This is a genomic window from Mesorhizobium sp. ORS 3428 (genome assembly GCF_001854785.1).
In the GTDB taxonomy this organism is placed as follows: Bacteria; Pseudomonadota; Alphaproteobacteria; order Rhizobiales; family Rhizobiaceae; genus Mesorhizobium.
In genome coordinates this window covers 21998-36269 of sequence record NZ_MDFL01000112.1, presented here as the reverse complement: position 1 = coordinate 36269, position 14272 = coordinate 21998, and the positions used below count along the sequence as shown (strand labels likewise).

Annotated in this window: 13 protein-coding genes; 9 read left to right on the top strand and 4 right to left on the bottom strand. The window is 64.7% G+C overall.

Annotated elements, in window-relative coordinates; genetic code table 11:
- Positions 1 to 134: 134 nt before the first annotated feature.
- The 3 genes from glcE to glcF all read left to right on the top strand — a co-directional run bounded on the left by glcE (position 135) and on the right by glcF (position 3169).
- Positions 135 to 1391: a glycolate oxidase subunit GlcE gene (gene glcE / locus ORS3428_RS12050; RefSeq protein ID WP_071097843.1), complete on the top strand. Its 1257-nt coding sequence runs from the start codon at positions 135 to 137 to the stop codon at positions 1389 to 1391.
- Positions 1388 to 1777, top strand: a complete 390-nt coding sequence (locus tag ORS3428_RS12045; RefSeq protein ID WP_071097841.1) for a DUF4870 family protein — start codon at positions 1388 to 1390, stop codon at positions 1775 to 1777. The genes glcE and ORS3428_RS12045 overlap by 4 nt, the downstream gene beginning before the upstream one ends.
- Positions 1778 to 1843: 66 nt before the next feature.
- Positions 1844 to 3169 carry a glycolate oxidase subunit GlcF gene (gene glcF, locus ORS3428_RS12040; RefSeq protein ID WP_071097839.1) on the top strand — a complete coding sequence of 442 codons (1326 nt, stop codon included), beginning with the start codon at positions 1844 to 1846 and terminating at the stop codon, positions 3167 to 3169.
- An 8-nt stretch (positions 3170 to 3177) separates the two neighbouring features.
- Here the strand turns inward: glcF and ORS3428_RS12035 are convergent, their stop codons facing one another.
- Both ORS3428_RS12035 and ORS3428_RS12030 read right to left on the bottom strand, forming a co-directional pair.
- Positions 3178 to 4098, bottom strand: a complete 921-nt coding sequence (locus tag ORS3428_RS12035; RefSeq protein ID WP_071097991.1) for a bifunctional 5,10-methylenetetrahydrofolate dehydrogenase/5,10-methenyltetrahydrofolate cyclohydrolase — start codon at positions 4096 to 4098, stop codon at positions 3178 to 3180.
- Positions 4099 to 4469: 371 nt separating this feature from the next.
- Positions 4470 to 5207, bottom strand: coding sequence for a L,D-transpeptidase (locus ORS3428_RS12030; RefSeq protein WP_071097837.1), 738 nt, complete (start codon positions 5205 to 5207; stop codon positions 4470 to 4472).
- A gap of 212 nt (positions 5208 to 5419) precedes the next feature.
- Between ORS3428_RS12030 and ORS3428_RS12025 the strand changes: the two genes are divergently transcribed.
- A complete protein-coding gene (locus ORS3428_RS12025; RefSeq protein WP_071097835.1) occupies positions 5420 to 6058 on the top strand; it encodes a DNA-3-methyladenine glycosylase I in 639 nt (212 codons plus the stop codon).
- Positions 6059 to 6181: 123 nt separating this feature from the next.
- Here ORS3428_RS12025 and ORS3428_RS12020 read toward each other — a convergent pair whose 3' ends face one another.
- Complete coding sequence (locus ORS3428_RS12020; RefSeq protein ID WP_071097833.1) at positions 6182 to 6421, bottom strand: hypothetical protein; 240 nt, start codon at positions 6419 to 6421, stop codon at positions 6182 to 6184.
- Positions 6422 to 6895: 474 nt separating this feature from the next.
- Between ORS3428_RS12020 and hisS the strand changes: the two genes are divergently transcribed.
- From hisS to ORS3428_RS11995, 5 genes are all read left to right on the top strand, one after another.
- Positions 6896 to 8461, top strand: coding sequence for a histidine--tRNA ligase (gene hisS / locus ORS3428_RS12015; protein WP_071097830.1), 1566 nt, complete (start codon positions 6896 to 6898; stop codon positions 8459 to 8461).
- 171 nt (positions 8462 to 8632) lie between these two features.
- Positions 8633 to 9754, top strand: a complete 1122-nt coding sequence (locus tag ORS3428_RS12010) for an ATP phosphoribosyltransferase regulatory subunit (RefSeq protein ID WP_071097828.1) — start codon at positions 8633 to 8635, stop codon at positions 9752 to 9754.
- Positions 9751 to 10443, top strand: coding sequence for an ATP phosphoribosyltransferase (gene hisG, locus ORS3428_RS12005; protein ID WP_071097826.1), 693 nt, complete (start codon positions 9751 to 9753; stop codon positions 10441 to 10443). The genes ORS3428_RS12010 and hisG overlap by 4 nt, the downstream gene beginning before the upstream one ends.
- Positions 10444 to 10639: 196 nt before the next feature.
- The gene (locus ORS3428_RS12000; protein WP_071097823.1) at positions 10640 to 12406 is read left to right on the top strand and encodes an AMP-binding protein; all 1767 of its coding nucleotides are present in this window, start codon (positions 10640 to 10642) and stop codon (positions 12404 to 12406) included.
- Between the two features lie 185 nt (positions 12407 to 12591).
- Entirely contained in the window at positions 12592 to 13215 is a 624-nt protein-coding gene (locus ORS3428_RS11995) for a poly-gamma-glutamate hydrolase family protein (protein ID WP_071097989.1), read from the top strand.
- 51 nt (positions 13216 to 13266) lie between these two features.
- Here the strand turns inward: ORS3428_RS11995 and ORS3428_RS11990 are convergent, their stop codons facing one another.
- Positions 13267 to 14175 carry a hydrogen peroxide-inducible genes activator gene (locus ORS3428_RS11990; protein ID WP_071097821.1) on the bottom strand — a complete coding sequence of 303 codons (909 nt, stop codon included), beginning with the start codon at positions 14173 to 14175 and terminating at the stop codon, positions 13267 to 13269.
- Between the last annotated feature and the right edge of the window lie 97 nt (positions 14176 to 14272).

Sequence of the window (14272 nt, the reverse complement as noted above, 5' to 3'; positions counted from 1 at the left end):
TGGGAGGGCGCGGCGCTGAAACTGCCAATCTCCCCCCTTGCGGGGGAGATGTCCGGCAGGACAGAGGGGGGTGCGAGGGAGCGCGACCTATGTTCTTTCCCCCGCTTCGCGGGGGCGAGGAAGGACGCGCGCCCATGACCACCTTCACCCCGTCCTCACCCACCGAAGTCCTCTTCACCATCCAATGGGCGGCGGCGGAGGAAGCGCCGCTGGAAATCCGTGGCCATGGCTCCAGGCGCGGCATAGGCCGTCCACTGCAGACCGAGCATACGCTCGACCTCTCAGAGCTCGCCGGCGTGACGCTCTACGAACCGGCCGAACTGGTGCTGTCGGCCAAGGCCGGCACGCCGCTTGCAGAAATCGAGAAGCTGTTGGCCGAAAATGGCCAGCAATTCGCTTTCGAGCCGATGGACTATGGTCCGCTGCTCGGCGGCGAGCCGGGCAGGGGCACGATCGGTGGTGTGCTGGCTTCGAACCTTTCCGGCCCGCGGCGGCTGAAGRCAGGTGCCGCGCGCGACCATATTCTCGGCATATCGGCGGTTTCGGGCCGTGGCGAAGCCTTCAAGTCGGGCGGCCGCGTGGTCAAGAACGTCACCGGCTATGATCTCTCCAAACTGATGGCGGGGAGCTGGGGCACGCTCGCCGTGCTGACCGACGTCACCTTCAAGGTACTGCCGGCGGCCGAGACCGAGGTGACTTTAGCCATCCGCGGCCTGCTCGACGATAACGCAGTCGCCGCCATGGCGCTGGCGCTGGGCTCCAGCGCCGAAGTCTCGAGTGCGGCCCATCTGCCGGAGCGGGTCGCCACGCGCGTTGCCGCCGGCCATCTCGGCAGCGATGCCGCGACGCTGCTGCGCGTCGAGGGTTTCGGCCCATCGGTCGTCTATCGCATCGAGGCTCTGAAGCAACTGCTCGGCAAGGCCGGTCCGCTGCAGGAGATCGCCGGCGAGACCTCAAGGGCGATTTGGCGCGACATCCGCGATTGCGCGCCCTTCGCCGATGGTGGCGCAAGGCCGGTCTGGCGCGTCTCGATGGCGCCGTCGCACGCGCACCATATGGTGATGGCGCTGCGCATGCAGGTGGCCGTCGATGCCTTCTATGACTGGCAGGGCGGGCTGGTGTGGCTCTCGATGCGCGAGGACGAGCCGGAAGCCGAGCTGCTGCGCGGATTGATCCAGACTCATGGCGGCGGCCATGCGACGCTGGTGCGCGCCGCGRCCTCGCATCGCGCCGCCTTGCCTGTGTTCGAGCCGCAGCCGCCGCATCTTGCGGCATTGTCGGCGCGGCTAAAGGCCGAGTTCGATCCGAAGCATATTCTCAACCCCGGCCGCATGGCGCCGGGTTCCAGCTCTGCTACTCTTCCTCGCTCGACAGAGGAAGCAGGATCATGAGCAATGCCAATCCAGGCCCGGACGCCCGACCGCGCCAGACCGACCGCTGGCTCGAGCCGGGTCAGAGCAACGCGCTGGTCATCTACATTCTTTTCCTCGCCAGTCTCGTCGTCGGCGTGACCGGCATTATCGGAATTGTGCTTGCCTACATCAATCGCGGCAAGGCGGGCAGCTTTGTCGAAAGCCACTACACATTCCTGATCAGGACGTTCTGGATCGGCCTTCTCTACGTGCTGATCTCCGTTGTCCTGATGATGCTTGCGATCGGCTTCCTGCTGATGTTTGCGGTCGCCGTCTGGTTTATCGTCCGCTGTATTCTCGGCCTGCAGGCGCTGCAGCGCGGCGAGYCGGTCAGGAACCCGCAAAGCTGGCTCTTTGGTTCATAGGCATGATCCCGAAAAGTGGGAACCGGTTTTCGGAAAAGATCATGCTCAGGCATTAAGGACATCACGGTGCAGACCAATTTCTCAGCCGCGCAGCTTGCCGATCCGCATGTCGCGGAATCGGAAAAGATCCTGCGCAAATGCGTGCATTGCGGCTTCTGCACAGCGACCTGTCCGACCTATGTGACGCTCGGCAACGAGCTCRATTCGCCGCGCGGCCGCATCTACCTGATCAAGGACATGCTGGAGAACAGCCGCCCGGCGGACAAGGAGATCGTCACCCATATYGACCGCTGCCTGTCCTGCCTTGCCTGCATGACGACATGTCCCTCCGGCGTGAATTATATGCATCTGGTCGACCATGCCCGCGTCCATATCGAGGAGACCTACAAGCGTCCGCTGCTCGACCGGCTGACCCGCACCGCGCTGGCTTTTGTGCTGCCTTACCCGGGCCGCTTCCGCACCGCGCTGAAGCTGGCGGGATTAGGTCGGCCGTTCATCGGCCTGTTCGAAAAACTGCCGGGCCTGAGACCGGTTGCCGCCATGCTGAAACTCGYGCCCTCATTGATCCCGCCGGCATCGCCGACGGCCTTGCCCGGCGTGCACGCCGGGCAGGGTGCAAAGCGTGGCCGCGTCGCTATCCTCACAGGCTGCGCGCAGTCGGTGCTCGATCCGGCGATCAACGAGGCGACCATCTCGCTGCTGACGCGCCTCGGCGTTGAGGTCGTGGTGCCGGAAGGTGAGGGCTGCTGCGGCGCGCTCGTCCATCATATGGGCCGCGAGGAGCAAGCGCTTGCATCCGCGAGGCGGAATATCGACGCTTGGACTCGCCTCATCGAGCAGGGCGGGCTTGACGCCATCATCGTCACCGCGTCGGGCTGCGGCACGACGATCAAGGATTACGGCTTCATGCTGCGCCTCGATCCGGCCTACGCCGAAAAGGCGGCGCGCGTCTCGGCGCTGGYCAGGGACATCACCGAATATCTCGCCGCCCTCGACCTGCCTGAGCCGGTGCGCAAGCCAGGCAYGATCGTTGCCTACCATTCGGCCTGCTCCATGCAGCACGGCCAGAGGATCACGCGCCAGCCGAAGGAGCTTCTCGCCAAGGCGGGCTTCATCGTGCGCGAGCCGCGCGAAGGGCATCTCTGCTGCGGCTCGGCCGGCACCTACAACATCCTGCAGTCGGAGATCTCAGCGAAGCTGCGCGATCGCAAGGTGAGGAATATCGAGGCGACCGGCGCCGAAATCGTCGCCACCGGCAATATCGGCTGCATCACCCAGCTCGCGTCGGCCGCCAAACTGCCGGTGATCCATACGATCAAGCTGCTCGACTGGGCCTATGGCGGCCCGAAGCCCGAGGGCGTTTCCGAGAATAGCCTGGTCGCCGCGGAGTAGCTGACCGCTTACTCTGCCGCGATCTGGTCCGCCACGCCGTAGGTCGCGCGGTAGAGCGCGCGCTGGCGGTTGAGCGCCACCATGGTGTTGCGCAGCAGGATCGCCACCGTGAGCGGGCCGACGCCGCCCGGTACCGGCGTGATCCAGGACGCCACTTCCCTGACGCTTTCGGTGTCGACATCGCCGACGATACGGCTTTCGCCGTCCGGCCCGATCTCCGAATTGATGCCGATGTCGATGACGCAGGCGCCCGGCTTCACCATGTCGGCCTTGATCAGCCGCGGCTTGCCGACGGCGACGAACAGCGCGTCGGCGCGCCGCGCATGCGCGGCAACCGAGCGCGTCATGTGGTGGCACACAGTCACCGTCGCGCCCTCGCTCATCAACAGGAAGGCGATCGGCTTGCCGACGATTTCCGAGTGGCCGACCACCACGACCTCGAGCCCCTTGAGGTCGAGGCCGGTTTCCTTGAGCAGCTCGACCGAGGCTGCCGCCGTGCAGGGCGCGAGATCGAGCTGGTTGTAGACGATGTTGCCGATCGAGGCCGGATGCATGCCCTCGACATCCTTCAGCGGATGCACCGCCGCCTGCAATGTCTTGATCGGGATGTGCGCCGGCACCGGCCGCTGGATGATGATGCCGGTAACGCGCGGGTCGGCATTGAGGCCGTGGATGGCCGCTTCCAGCTCGCCCGCGGTGGTATCGGCGGCAAAGCGCCTTTCCTCGAAGCCGATGCCGGCAAGCTCGGCCTTGGCGCGCTGGTTACGCACATAGACGTCGACCGCGTCGGTATCGCCGACGGTGATCGACACCAGCTTCGGCGGAAAGCCTTCGGCGGTGGCTATTGCTGCGTCTTCGCGCACGGCAGCAATGATGCGCTGCGCGACCGGGCCGCCCCGGAGATAGCGGCTATCGTCGGACCGGGTCATGGTATGAACCTTCATCTGAGGGTTTGGCGCCGCATTAGCAGAGGACGACGTGGAAATCAGCCCCCAAAACGAAATGCCATGCTTCCGGGGCGACCCGCCGCAATTTGGTGACGGCTGTCGCACTTGAGTGACGACCTTGTCGCACTTGTGTGACGACCCTGTCRCATTTGTGTGACGATCTTGTCGGGAACGAAAAAGGGCAGCGCGGTGTTCGCGCTGCCCTTCCGTGACTGGCCGTATCCCCACACGGCCCGTCCCCCGTAAAACCCGTTGGCAGTCTAAGCACGTCTCTCAAAAGCGCGCTATGGCTTGAGGGCAACAGTCCGCGCCAAAAAMCACTCAGCGCTGCCTGACTGGCCTATTCACGGTCGCTAGATCACCTCGACCGTCGTCCCGACACGCACGCGTTCGTAAAGGTCGACGACATCCTCATTGCGCATGCGGATGCAGCCGGAAGACACCGCGCCACCGATCGTCCATGGCTGGTTGGTGCCGTGGATGCGGTATTCGGTCGTGCCGAGATAGAGCGCGCGCGCGCCGAGCGGGTTTTCGATGCCGCCGGCGAGATAGGTCGGCAGGTAGCGGCCCTTGGCCGCCTCGCGCTTGATCATCGCCGCCGGCGGGCGCCAGTCCGGCCACACTTTCTTGTCGGTGATCTTGTGCGTGCCCGACCATTCGAAGCCGGGCTTGCCGGTGCCGACGCCGTAGCGCCGCGCCTTGCCGCTCTTCTCGACCAGATAAAGGAAGTTCTGCTTGGTATCGATGACGATGGTGCCGGGCTTCTGCGGGCCGTCATAGGCCACTTCCTGTGGCAGGTAGATCGGGTTGATCTGCGGCCGCATCACCATGCGTCTGGCAGGCTGCTGCACGGCTGCCGTGCGCTGCTGGTCGGGCTGCGCCTGGAAAAGCCGCCGCTGTGGCTGCTCGGTCTGCCGGGCCGGGCGCACAATGCCGGGCGCATGGCCGAGCTGCAGCACCCAGGGCGCCGAAAGGTCGGGGCTCACCATCACCGCCGGCATGTCGGCATAACGGTCATTAGCAAAGGAGGTCGTCGCGCCGGCGGCAAGCACCGCGGCTGCGCCGAGCAGGGAAGTGAACGCTGTCTTCATCGGAACGCACCTTGATCGTCGAATTCATCCGGGGCGGGGCGGCCCTCGGCTCGGCGATCCTTGGTGCGGAGCGGCAACCGAAACATGAATCGGAATGCTTAAAATGCCGACTTGTCAGTAAAGATTTTGGTGTGGTTACCGGCCGGTTCAGGAATCTGGTAAAGCCTGGGTAAAATGGGCGTCGAAGCGCATTAACGAACGGATTTGTGGCAATGGAACAAGAAAATGCYGGCCTGCTCGACGGGCCCGACGGTATCGCGCGCTGCTTCTGGCACGGCAATCTGCCGGACTACCTGCACTATCATGACCACGAATGGGGCCGGCCGGTGGCCGAGGATCGCCGGCTGTTCGAGAAGATCTGCCTCGAAGGTTTCCAGTCGGGCCTCTCGTGGCTGACCATCCTGCGCAAGCGCGAGAATTTCCGCGAGGCCTTCGCTGGCTTCGACTTCGACAAGGTGGCACGCTTTACCGACGAGGATGTCGAGCGCCTGCTCGGCAATGCCGGCATCATCCGCCATCGCGGCAAGATCGTCTCGACCATCAACAATGCCAGGCGCGCCCGCGAGCTCGCCGACGAGGCCGGCTCGCTGGCGGCATGGTTCTGGAAGTTCGAGCCGGGTCCCGACGAGCGGCCGACGGTCATCGACCTCGCGCATCTGCGCGCCAATCCGACGACGGCGGTCTCGGTCAGGATCTCGAAGGAACTCAAGAAGCGCGGCTGGAGCTTTGTCGGCCCGACGACCGTCTATGCCTTCATGCAGGCGATGGGCCTGGTCAATGACCATCTCGAAGGCTGTGTCTGCCGGGCCGAGGTGGAAGCGGAGCGGAAGACGTTCAAGAGGCCGAAATAGCGTCACCTCGACCTCCTCGCGAGGAGGTCGCGCCGAACGCGGGTGGGGATCAAAAACCTGCGCGCGGCCCCCAGCCCGACGCTGCGTGTCGACCCTCCCCACAGGGGGAGGGGTAGGGAAGAACTAGACGTTGCCGGCGCCGGCCAGGAACAACCCGGCAAGGATGGCCGCCACGGCAGCGAAGGCCGGATAGATCACCAGCAGCCCGGTCACCAGCGCGTCGCGTACCGTCGGCTTGGCTGTTTCCGCCGCGACCTCGAACGGCCCGGCCGGCTGCTGCGCCGGCCTGGGCGCGAGGCCGCCGGCTGGCCGCAGCCTGGCAATTGGCTTGCCGCTGGCGAAGATGTCTTCCGGCGTGGTCATGGCCCGAACCCCTTGTTTCGGCGCGCTTTATCGTCTTCGATTGTGTCGGCAGCATGCCGCACTGATGGCGGAATTGTTTCGGTGTGGTGTGGTTTGTTTCGAACGTTTCGGGTTCCTGAAACTATTGAGCGAGGAGATTGGCGTTAACTTGTTCGTCCCTTGGCGCCGCCCCTCATCGCCCTGCCGGGCACTTCTGCCCGTATAGTGACGGGGAGAAGGACGCAGCCACCGCCGATTTCGCCGATGGCGAACGTTTGAGCTGTGGCGCAGCGCCGAAGTCTCCTCCTTCTCCCCGTCACTATACGGGGAGAAGGTGCCGGCAGGCGGATGAGGGGCAGCGCGGCGTTTGCAAGCTATCGAACTGTTTCCTGAGGTCTCGCAAACGGGCTGCAAACGCTTGCCGCACCACTTGGCATGCGTTAGGACACGCCCGCTCGAAATAAGTCAGCGTTTGCTTAGCGAAAAGACCCATCCATGGCCGACAAATCGGAAAAGATGAAAGCGCGTCTGCCGCGCGGATTTGCCGACCGCGGCGCCGACGACATCCGCGCCGTCGAGAAGATGATGGCCACGATCCGCTCGGTCTATGAGCTCTACGGTTTCGAGCCGGTCGACCAGCCGATGATCGAATATACCGATGCGCTGGGAAAATTCCTGCCTGACCAGGACCGTCCGAACGAAGGCGTCTTCTCCTTCCAGGATGACGACGACCAGTGGCTGTCGCTGCGCTACGACCTGACCGCGCCGATGGCGCGCTTCGTCGCCGAGAATTACGATCGCCTGCCGAAACCCTATCGCAGCTACCGTTCCGGCTGGGTGTTCCGCAACGAGAAGCCCGGGCCCGGCCGCTTTCGCCAGTTCATGCAATTCGACGCCGACACGGTCGGCACGCCGAATGGCGTGGCGGGCGTCGCGGCCGACGCCGAGATGGCGATGATGATGGCCGACGTAATGGAGGCGCTCGGCATCAAGCGCGGCGACTACATCATCCGCGTCAACAACCGCAAGGTGCTGGACGGCGTGCTGGAGGCGATCGGCCTCGGCGGCGACCAGAATGCCGGTCGCCGGCTGACGGTGCTGCGCGCCATCGACAAATTGGACAAGATCGGCCCCGAAGGCATCGCGCTGTTGCTGGGCGCCGGCCGCAAGGACGAAAGCGGCGACTTCACCAAGGGCGCCGGCCTCGAGCGGAAGGCCATCGAGACCGTGCTCTATTTCATGAATTACGAGCCGGGCGCGGCGGCCGGCGAATGGCGCAAGCTGGCAGTCGCGACGGACATTTCGCCGAACGCGGCCCAGATCCGCTGGCTGAAGACATTGGACTATTTCGCTGGAACCGGTCGCGAAGGCGTCGAGGAACTGGCAGCGATCGCCGCCATGGTGGACGCCGCCGGCTACGGTGGCCGCGTGCTCATCGACACATCCATCGTGCGCGGCCTCGAATACTACACCGGCCCTGTCTTCGAGGCCGAGCTTCTGGCCGAGATCCCCAATGAGGACGGCCAGATCGTCCGCTTCGGCTCGGTCGGCGGCGGCGGCCGCTATGACGGGCTCGTCTCGCGTTTCCGTGGCGAGTCGGTGCCGGCGACGGGATTCTCCATCGGCGTCTCCCGGCTGATGACGGCGCTGAAGAATCTCGGCAAGCTCGACGTCTCCGATGTCGTCGCTCCGGTCGTCGTTCTCGTCATGGACAAGGACACGGAAAGTCTTGGGCGCTACCAGAAGATGGTCGCCGATCTGCGCGCTGGCGGCATCCGCTCCGAAATGTATCTCGGCGGCGCCGGCATGAAGGCGCAGCTGAAATATGCCGACCGCCGCGGCAGCCCGGTTGCAATCATCCAGGGCGGCGACGAGCGCGCCAAGGGCGAGGTGCAGATCAAGGACCTGATCGAAGGCGCGCGCCTCTCGGCCGAGATCGCCGACAATGCCGAATGGCGCGCCGCGCGCCCGGCGCAGGTGACGGTGGCGGAAAGCGAGCTGGTCGCCGAGGTGAAGAAGATCCTGGCGGCGCAGGCCGAGGAGCGGGCACGTGGCAAGTAAGGCGCCAACCTCTCCTTCTCCCCTTGTGGGAGAAGGTGGCCGAGCGAAGCTCGGTCGGATGAGGGGTGTTCCAGGGAACGCTGGCGTCTCATTCCTTCCAGCACCCCTCATCCGTCTCGGCGCTGCGCGCCGATCCACCTTCTCCCCCAAGGGGAGAAGGGGAGGTGCTTCATGACCTCCCGCTACGCCGCCATCGCCGCCGACATCGAGAAGCTCTTCGCCGAGCGCAACACGCATATGGTCGAGGTCGCCGTGCTGCAGCCGGCCGATCCGTTCCTGGACATGGCGGGCGAAGATCTGCGCCGCCGCATCTTCCTCACCGAGAGCGAGACGGGAACCACGCTTTGCCTGCGGCCTGAATTCACCATTCCGGTCTGCCTCGACCACATCGCCAGCCAGGCCGGCACGCCGCGCCGCTATTCCTATCTCGGCGAAGTGTTCCGTCAGCGCCGCGACGGCGGCAACGAGTTCTTCCAGGCCGGTATCGAGGATCTTGGCGAGCGCGACACGGCCGTGGCCGACGCCCGCTCGCTGGCCGACGCGCATGCGCTTCTGTCACTGGTGCTGCCTGGCCAGCCGTTTGCCGTGACGCTTGGCGACCAGACCGTGTTCGAGGCGGTGCTGGCAGCCCTCGGCCTGCCGCGCGGCTGGCGCATGCGGCTCGCGCGTGCCTTCGGCTCGGCGCCGATGCTGGAGGCGGCCCTTGCCGATCTCGCCAATCCGCCGCGCAACAGCCAACTCGCCGGTGCGGTGGCGCTGCTGGTGCTCGACGGCGACGTGGAAGGTCTTGCCGCGCATATCGCCGTCGGTATGGAAGAGGCCGGGCTATCGGCCTCGTCCGGGCGCTCGCCGGCCGACATAGCGCGCCGGCTGATCGAGAAGGCGCAGTTGCGCAGCGTGCGGCTGTCCGACGAGGCGTTCTCGGCGCTGAAGGGCTTTCTCGAAATCGATGTCGCGCTCGACGGCGCCACGCAAGCGCTGGATAAATTCGCCGCCGATGCCGGCCTGTCGCTGGGCGCCGCGCTGGAGAATTTCGCCGCCCGCGCCAAGGCGATCGAAGCGCATGGCCTGCCGATGGCGCAGATCCGCTACGATGCCGCCTTCGGCCGCCCGCTCGACTATTACACCGGCCTGGTCTTTGAGATCGCGCCCGCCGGGGGCGATCGCCCGCTGGTCGGCGGCGGCCGTTACGACAGGCTGCTGACGCTGCTCGGCGCGAAAAAGCCCATACCCGGCGTCGGCTTCTCGGTCTGGCTCGACCGTATCGCTGCCTTGCGGGAGGGCGCGCGATGATCACGCTGGCGATCCCCTCCAAGGGCCGTCTCAAGGAACAGTCGCTGGAAGTTCTGGCCAAGGCCGGATTGGCGGTCACCTTGCCGGAGGACGACCGCAAATACCGCGCCCGCATCGACGGCCTCGACAATGTCGAAGTGGCATTCCTCTCCGCGTCCGAAATTGCCGGCGAGATCGGCCAGGGTACGGTCGATCTCGGCATCACCGGCGAGGACCTGCTGCGCGAGAACCTTGCCGACTGGGAAGCGCGCGCCGAGATAGTCGCCCGCCTTGGTTTCGGCCATGCCGATGTCGTGGTGGCGGTGCCCGAAATCTGGCTCGACGTCGAGACCATGACCGATCTCGACGATGTCGCCGCCGATTTCCGCCAGCGGCATGGCCGGCGGCTGCGGATCGCCACCAAATACTGGCGGCTGACGCAGCAGTTCTTCTCGCAGAAGCACGGCATCCAGGTCTACCGCATCGTCGAGAGCCTCGGCGCCACCGAGGGCGCGCCGGCGGCGGGCTTGGCAGACGTCATCGTCGACATCACCACCACCGGCTCGACTCTGCGCGCCAACCACCTCAAGGTGCTGGGCGACGGCACGATCCTGAAGTCGCAGGCTTGCCTCGTCGCCTCGAAGAAGGCACGTGATGCGGCCGATGAGGCGCTCTTGCGCGAGATCGCCGGGAAAATCCCTTCACCTTGAGGGGAGGGTGCCTCGCGAAGCGAGGCGGGTGGGGTCGTCACACGTCGAGCACTGCCGAAAGGACCCCTCCCGTCCATCCGCCTTCGGCGGCTGGCCACCCTCCCCTCAAGGGTCCCTCAAGGGGGAGGGGGACCATTGGCGGATTTTCACCGCCGCCATCGGCTGATAGGCTGGCGCATCCCGGGAGGAGACGGCGATGGCGATCAATCTCGACCAACCCAAGAACGCCACCAATCTGCGCGGGCGCGGAACGCATGGCACCTTCRTTGCCCCGATGGACGGCAGGGCGCATGTGTCGGGCGACCATTCGGTACCCTTGCTCGACAAGACCATTCCGGAGCTGTTCTCCGATACGGTGAGCAGATATGCCACGCTCGACGCCGCCGTCTTTGTCGGCCAGGACAGGCGCTTCACCTGGAGCGAGCTGTCGGACGCGGTCGACGCGCTGGCCGCCGGCTTCCTGGCGCTCGGCCTGGAGAAGGGCGACCGCGTCGGCATCTGGTCGCCGAACCGCTGGGAATGGCTGGTGACCCAGTTCGCCACCGCGCGCATCGGCCTGATCCTGGTCAACATCAACCCTGCCTATCGGTTGACCGAGCTCGAATATGCGCTGAACAAGGTCGGTTGCCGAGCGCTGGTCACCGCCGCCAGCTTCAAGACCTCCGACTATCTCGGCATGATCGAGACGCTGGCGCCGGAGATCGCCACCGCCGAGCCCGGCCAGCTCAACGCCAAGAAACTGCCGGCACTGAAGATTGTCATCCGCATGGGCGAGGAGAACTCRCCCGGCATGTTCAATTTCGGCGATGTGCTCGCCATGGCCGGACGCGACGAGCATGACAGCCTCGACCGCCTCTCCGAAAGCCTGAAGTCCGGCGATGCCATCAACATCCAGTTCACCAGCGGGACGACAGGCGCGCCGAAGGGCGCGACGCTCACCCACGCCAACATCGTCAACAACGGCAATTTCGTCACCGCGGCGATCAGGCTCACCGTCGACGACCGGCTCTGCATCCCGGTGCCGCTCTACCACTGCTTCGGCATGTCGATGGGCACGGTGGGCTGCGTCACCAAGGGCGCGACCATGGTCTTCCCGGGTGAGGGTTTCGATGCCGGCGCGACGCTGAAAGCGGTGGCGCAGGAACGCTGTACCGRCATTTATGGCGTGCCGACCATGTTCGTCGCCATGCTCGACCATGCCGATTTCCGAACCTTCGACCTCTCCAGCTTGCGCACCGGCATCATGGCCGGCTCGCCATGCCCGATCGAGGTGATGAAGAAGGTGGTGTCGCTGATGCATATGTCCGAGGTAACCATCGCCTACGGCATGACCGAGACCAGCCCGGTCTCCTTCCAGAGCAGCGTCGACGACCCACTGGAAAAGCGCGTCTCCACCGTCGGCCGCATCCATCCCCATGTCGAGGTCAAGGCGATCGGCCCCGATGGCGCGACCGTCGAAGTCGGGGCGCCGGGTGAGCTCTGCACGCGCGGTTATTCAGTGATGAAAGGCTATTGGGACGACGCGGAAAAGACCCGCGAGGCGGTCGATGCCGACGGCTGGATGCATACCGGCGACCTCGCCACCATCGATGCCGAGGGCTATTGCAATATCGTCGGCCGGGTGAAGGACATGATCATCCGCGGCGGCGAGAACGTCTATCCGCGCGAGGTCGAGGAGTTCCTCTACCGCCATCCCAAAATCAAGGAAGTGCAGGTCTTCGGTATTCCCGACGACAAATATGGCGAGGAGATCTGCGCCTGGATCGTGCTGAAGCCCGGCCAGATCGTGACAGAGCAGGAGATCAAGGCCATTTGTGCCGGCCAGATCGCCCACTACAAGGTGCCGCGTTACATCCGCTTCCGCACCGAACTGCCGATGACGGTGACCGGCAAGCCGCAGAAGTTTTTGATGCGCCAGGCGATGGTGGAAGAGTTGGGGCTGGTGGCGCAGAAGACGGCGTAAGCGGGACTGAGCGGGAAATATTCAGCCTTTGGGCAGCGCGCCTAAGGCATGTCGCCCGGAAGTGCAGGGATTTTGGGCAGACGACATGCATGAAGCCAAAGACTTAAAGCGCGTCGCTCCAATCCGTTTCAATGCGACGCGCCTTAAGGCGCGAACCCGCCAATCATGCGTATCTGGATGAGGTTATGGAAAAGGAGTTCCCGAATTTTGCGGCGCTGAAAGCCGCCAAAGCCGAAAACATAGACTATCGCATAATTGTCCGGCTTGGCGCGCGGAGCGGCGGCGCGATCGTCATGGCTCCGCATGGTGGGAAAATCGAACCCCACACGTCCCTGATCACCGAGAAGGTCGCAGGGAGCGATCTCGATATGTATTGCTTTGAAGGACTCATGCCGGAAAACAATCGAGAGCTGCACATAACGTCGAAGRACTTTGACGAGGAATCTGCGCTCGAACTGTTGCGGACGAAGTCCACGACCGTTGCTATCCACGGTCGACATGATCGGGATGATCCCACGGCGATCTACATGGGTGGCAAGGACGCCGCCCTGATCTCGGAAATAGTCGGACGGTTGCGGGAAGCTGGCTTCAAGACAAAAATCGATGACCACCCGTTTCCAGGCGTCGACGATCGGAACATCGTCAATCGTGGATTGACGGGGAAGGGAGCGCAGCTGGAGGTGCCCTTCTCGCTGCGTGAGCGACTGGCGAAAGAGCCGGAACTTCTAGAAAGATTCTCTACGGCGGTTCGCAAGGCGATTGAGACACTCGACGCCAGAAATGGTGCCCAATCCTCGATCGTGTCTTGAACGGTGCATGTAGCAGAGTAGGCCGGCAAACGCTGGCGCTCCGTCATCGCCTCATGCCGCGAGCACCGCCTGATCCAGCCCTCGGATGATCTTCGCCAGCTCCATGCATTCGTCCTGGCGCACCTTGTTGCGCCGCCAGGCCATGCAGATCATGCGCTGCGGCATCGGCTCCTGGAACGGCACGATCCTGAGGTCCGGCATGACGCCGGCGGCACTTGCCGCCATCTCCGGAACGAGCGTTACGCCCAGCCCATGCGCCACCATCTGCAGGAGCGTCGTGAGACTGGTTGCGCCATAGCTTGCCATTGCCAGCGGCCGCACATTGCCGCAGACCGCGAGTGCCTGTTCCCTCAGGCAATGGCCTTCCTCGAGCAGCATCAGCCGCTCCAGCGCCGGGCTTTCCGGCGGCACCGGCGGTGAGGCGAAGGCCGGATCGCCAACGGGCACTGCCAGGAAGAAGCGGTCCGGGAAAAGCTCCTCGGTGACGAGCCCGGGATAGTCGAGCGGCAGCGCTGCGATGAAGGCGTCGAGCCGGCCCGTCGCACTGTCCTCGGCCAGCGAGGCGGTCACCGCCTCGCGCAGTTCGAGCTGCAGGGACGGGAAATGCCGCTTCAGTTCCGGCAAGGCCCGCGGCAGGAGGTAGGGCGCCACCGTCGGGATGATGCCAAGGCGGAAGCGCCCTTCCATTGCGGGCCGGCCGCGCCGGGCCGTCGTCTCGACGTCACGTATGTCGGCGAGGATGCGCTCGATACGCGGCTGCAGAGCAAGCGCCTCGTCGGTCATCCGCACGGTCTTGCCACCGCGTTCGAACAGAAGGCAATTCAGCCGCTCTTCCATCTCGGCGATCTGGGCGGAGAGCGCCGGCTGGCTGACACCGGCAAGCTTCGCGGCGCGGCCGAAATGCAGCGTCTGCGCCAGCGCGTCAAAATAAAGCATCTGCCGGACGGTGAGGCCAATCATAAGAAAATCCTATCGGAAAAAACAGGAAAGGCAATTTGTCTTTATCGCCAAGCCGTCCTAGTCTGGAATCATTCCAGATTGGCGCGGCCGCCGGCTG

Coding starts and splice junctions, on each gene's coding strand:
- ORS3428_RS11990 (WP_071097821.1), bottom strand. CDS start 14,175: ATGATTGGCCTCACCGTCCGGCAGATGCTTTATTTTGACGCGCTGGCG.
- ORS3428_RS12035 (WP_071097991.1), bottom strand. CDS start 4,098: ATGACCCGGTCCGACGATAGCCGCTATCTCCGGGGCGGCCCGGTCGCG.
- hisS (WP_071097830.1), top strand. CDS start 6,896: ATGGCCGACAAATCGGAAAAGATGAAAGCGCGTCTGCCGCGCGGATTT.
- ORS3428_RS12020 (WP_071097833.1), bottom strand. CDS start 6,421: ATGACCACGCCGGAAGACATCTTCGCCAGCGGCAAGCCAATTGCCAGG.
- ORS3428_RS12030 (WP_071097837.1), bottom strand. CDS start 5,207: ATGAAGACAGCGTTCACTTCCCTGCTCGGCGCAGCCGCGGTGCTTGCC.
- ORS3428_RS12010 (WP_071097828.1), top strand. CDS start 8,633: ATGACCTCCCGCTACGCCGCCATCGCCGCCGACATCGAGAAGCTCTTC.
- hisG (WP_071097826.1), top strand. CDS start 9,751: ATGATCACGCTGGCGATCCCCTCCAAGGGCCGTCTCAAGGAACAGTCG.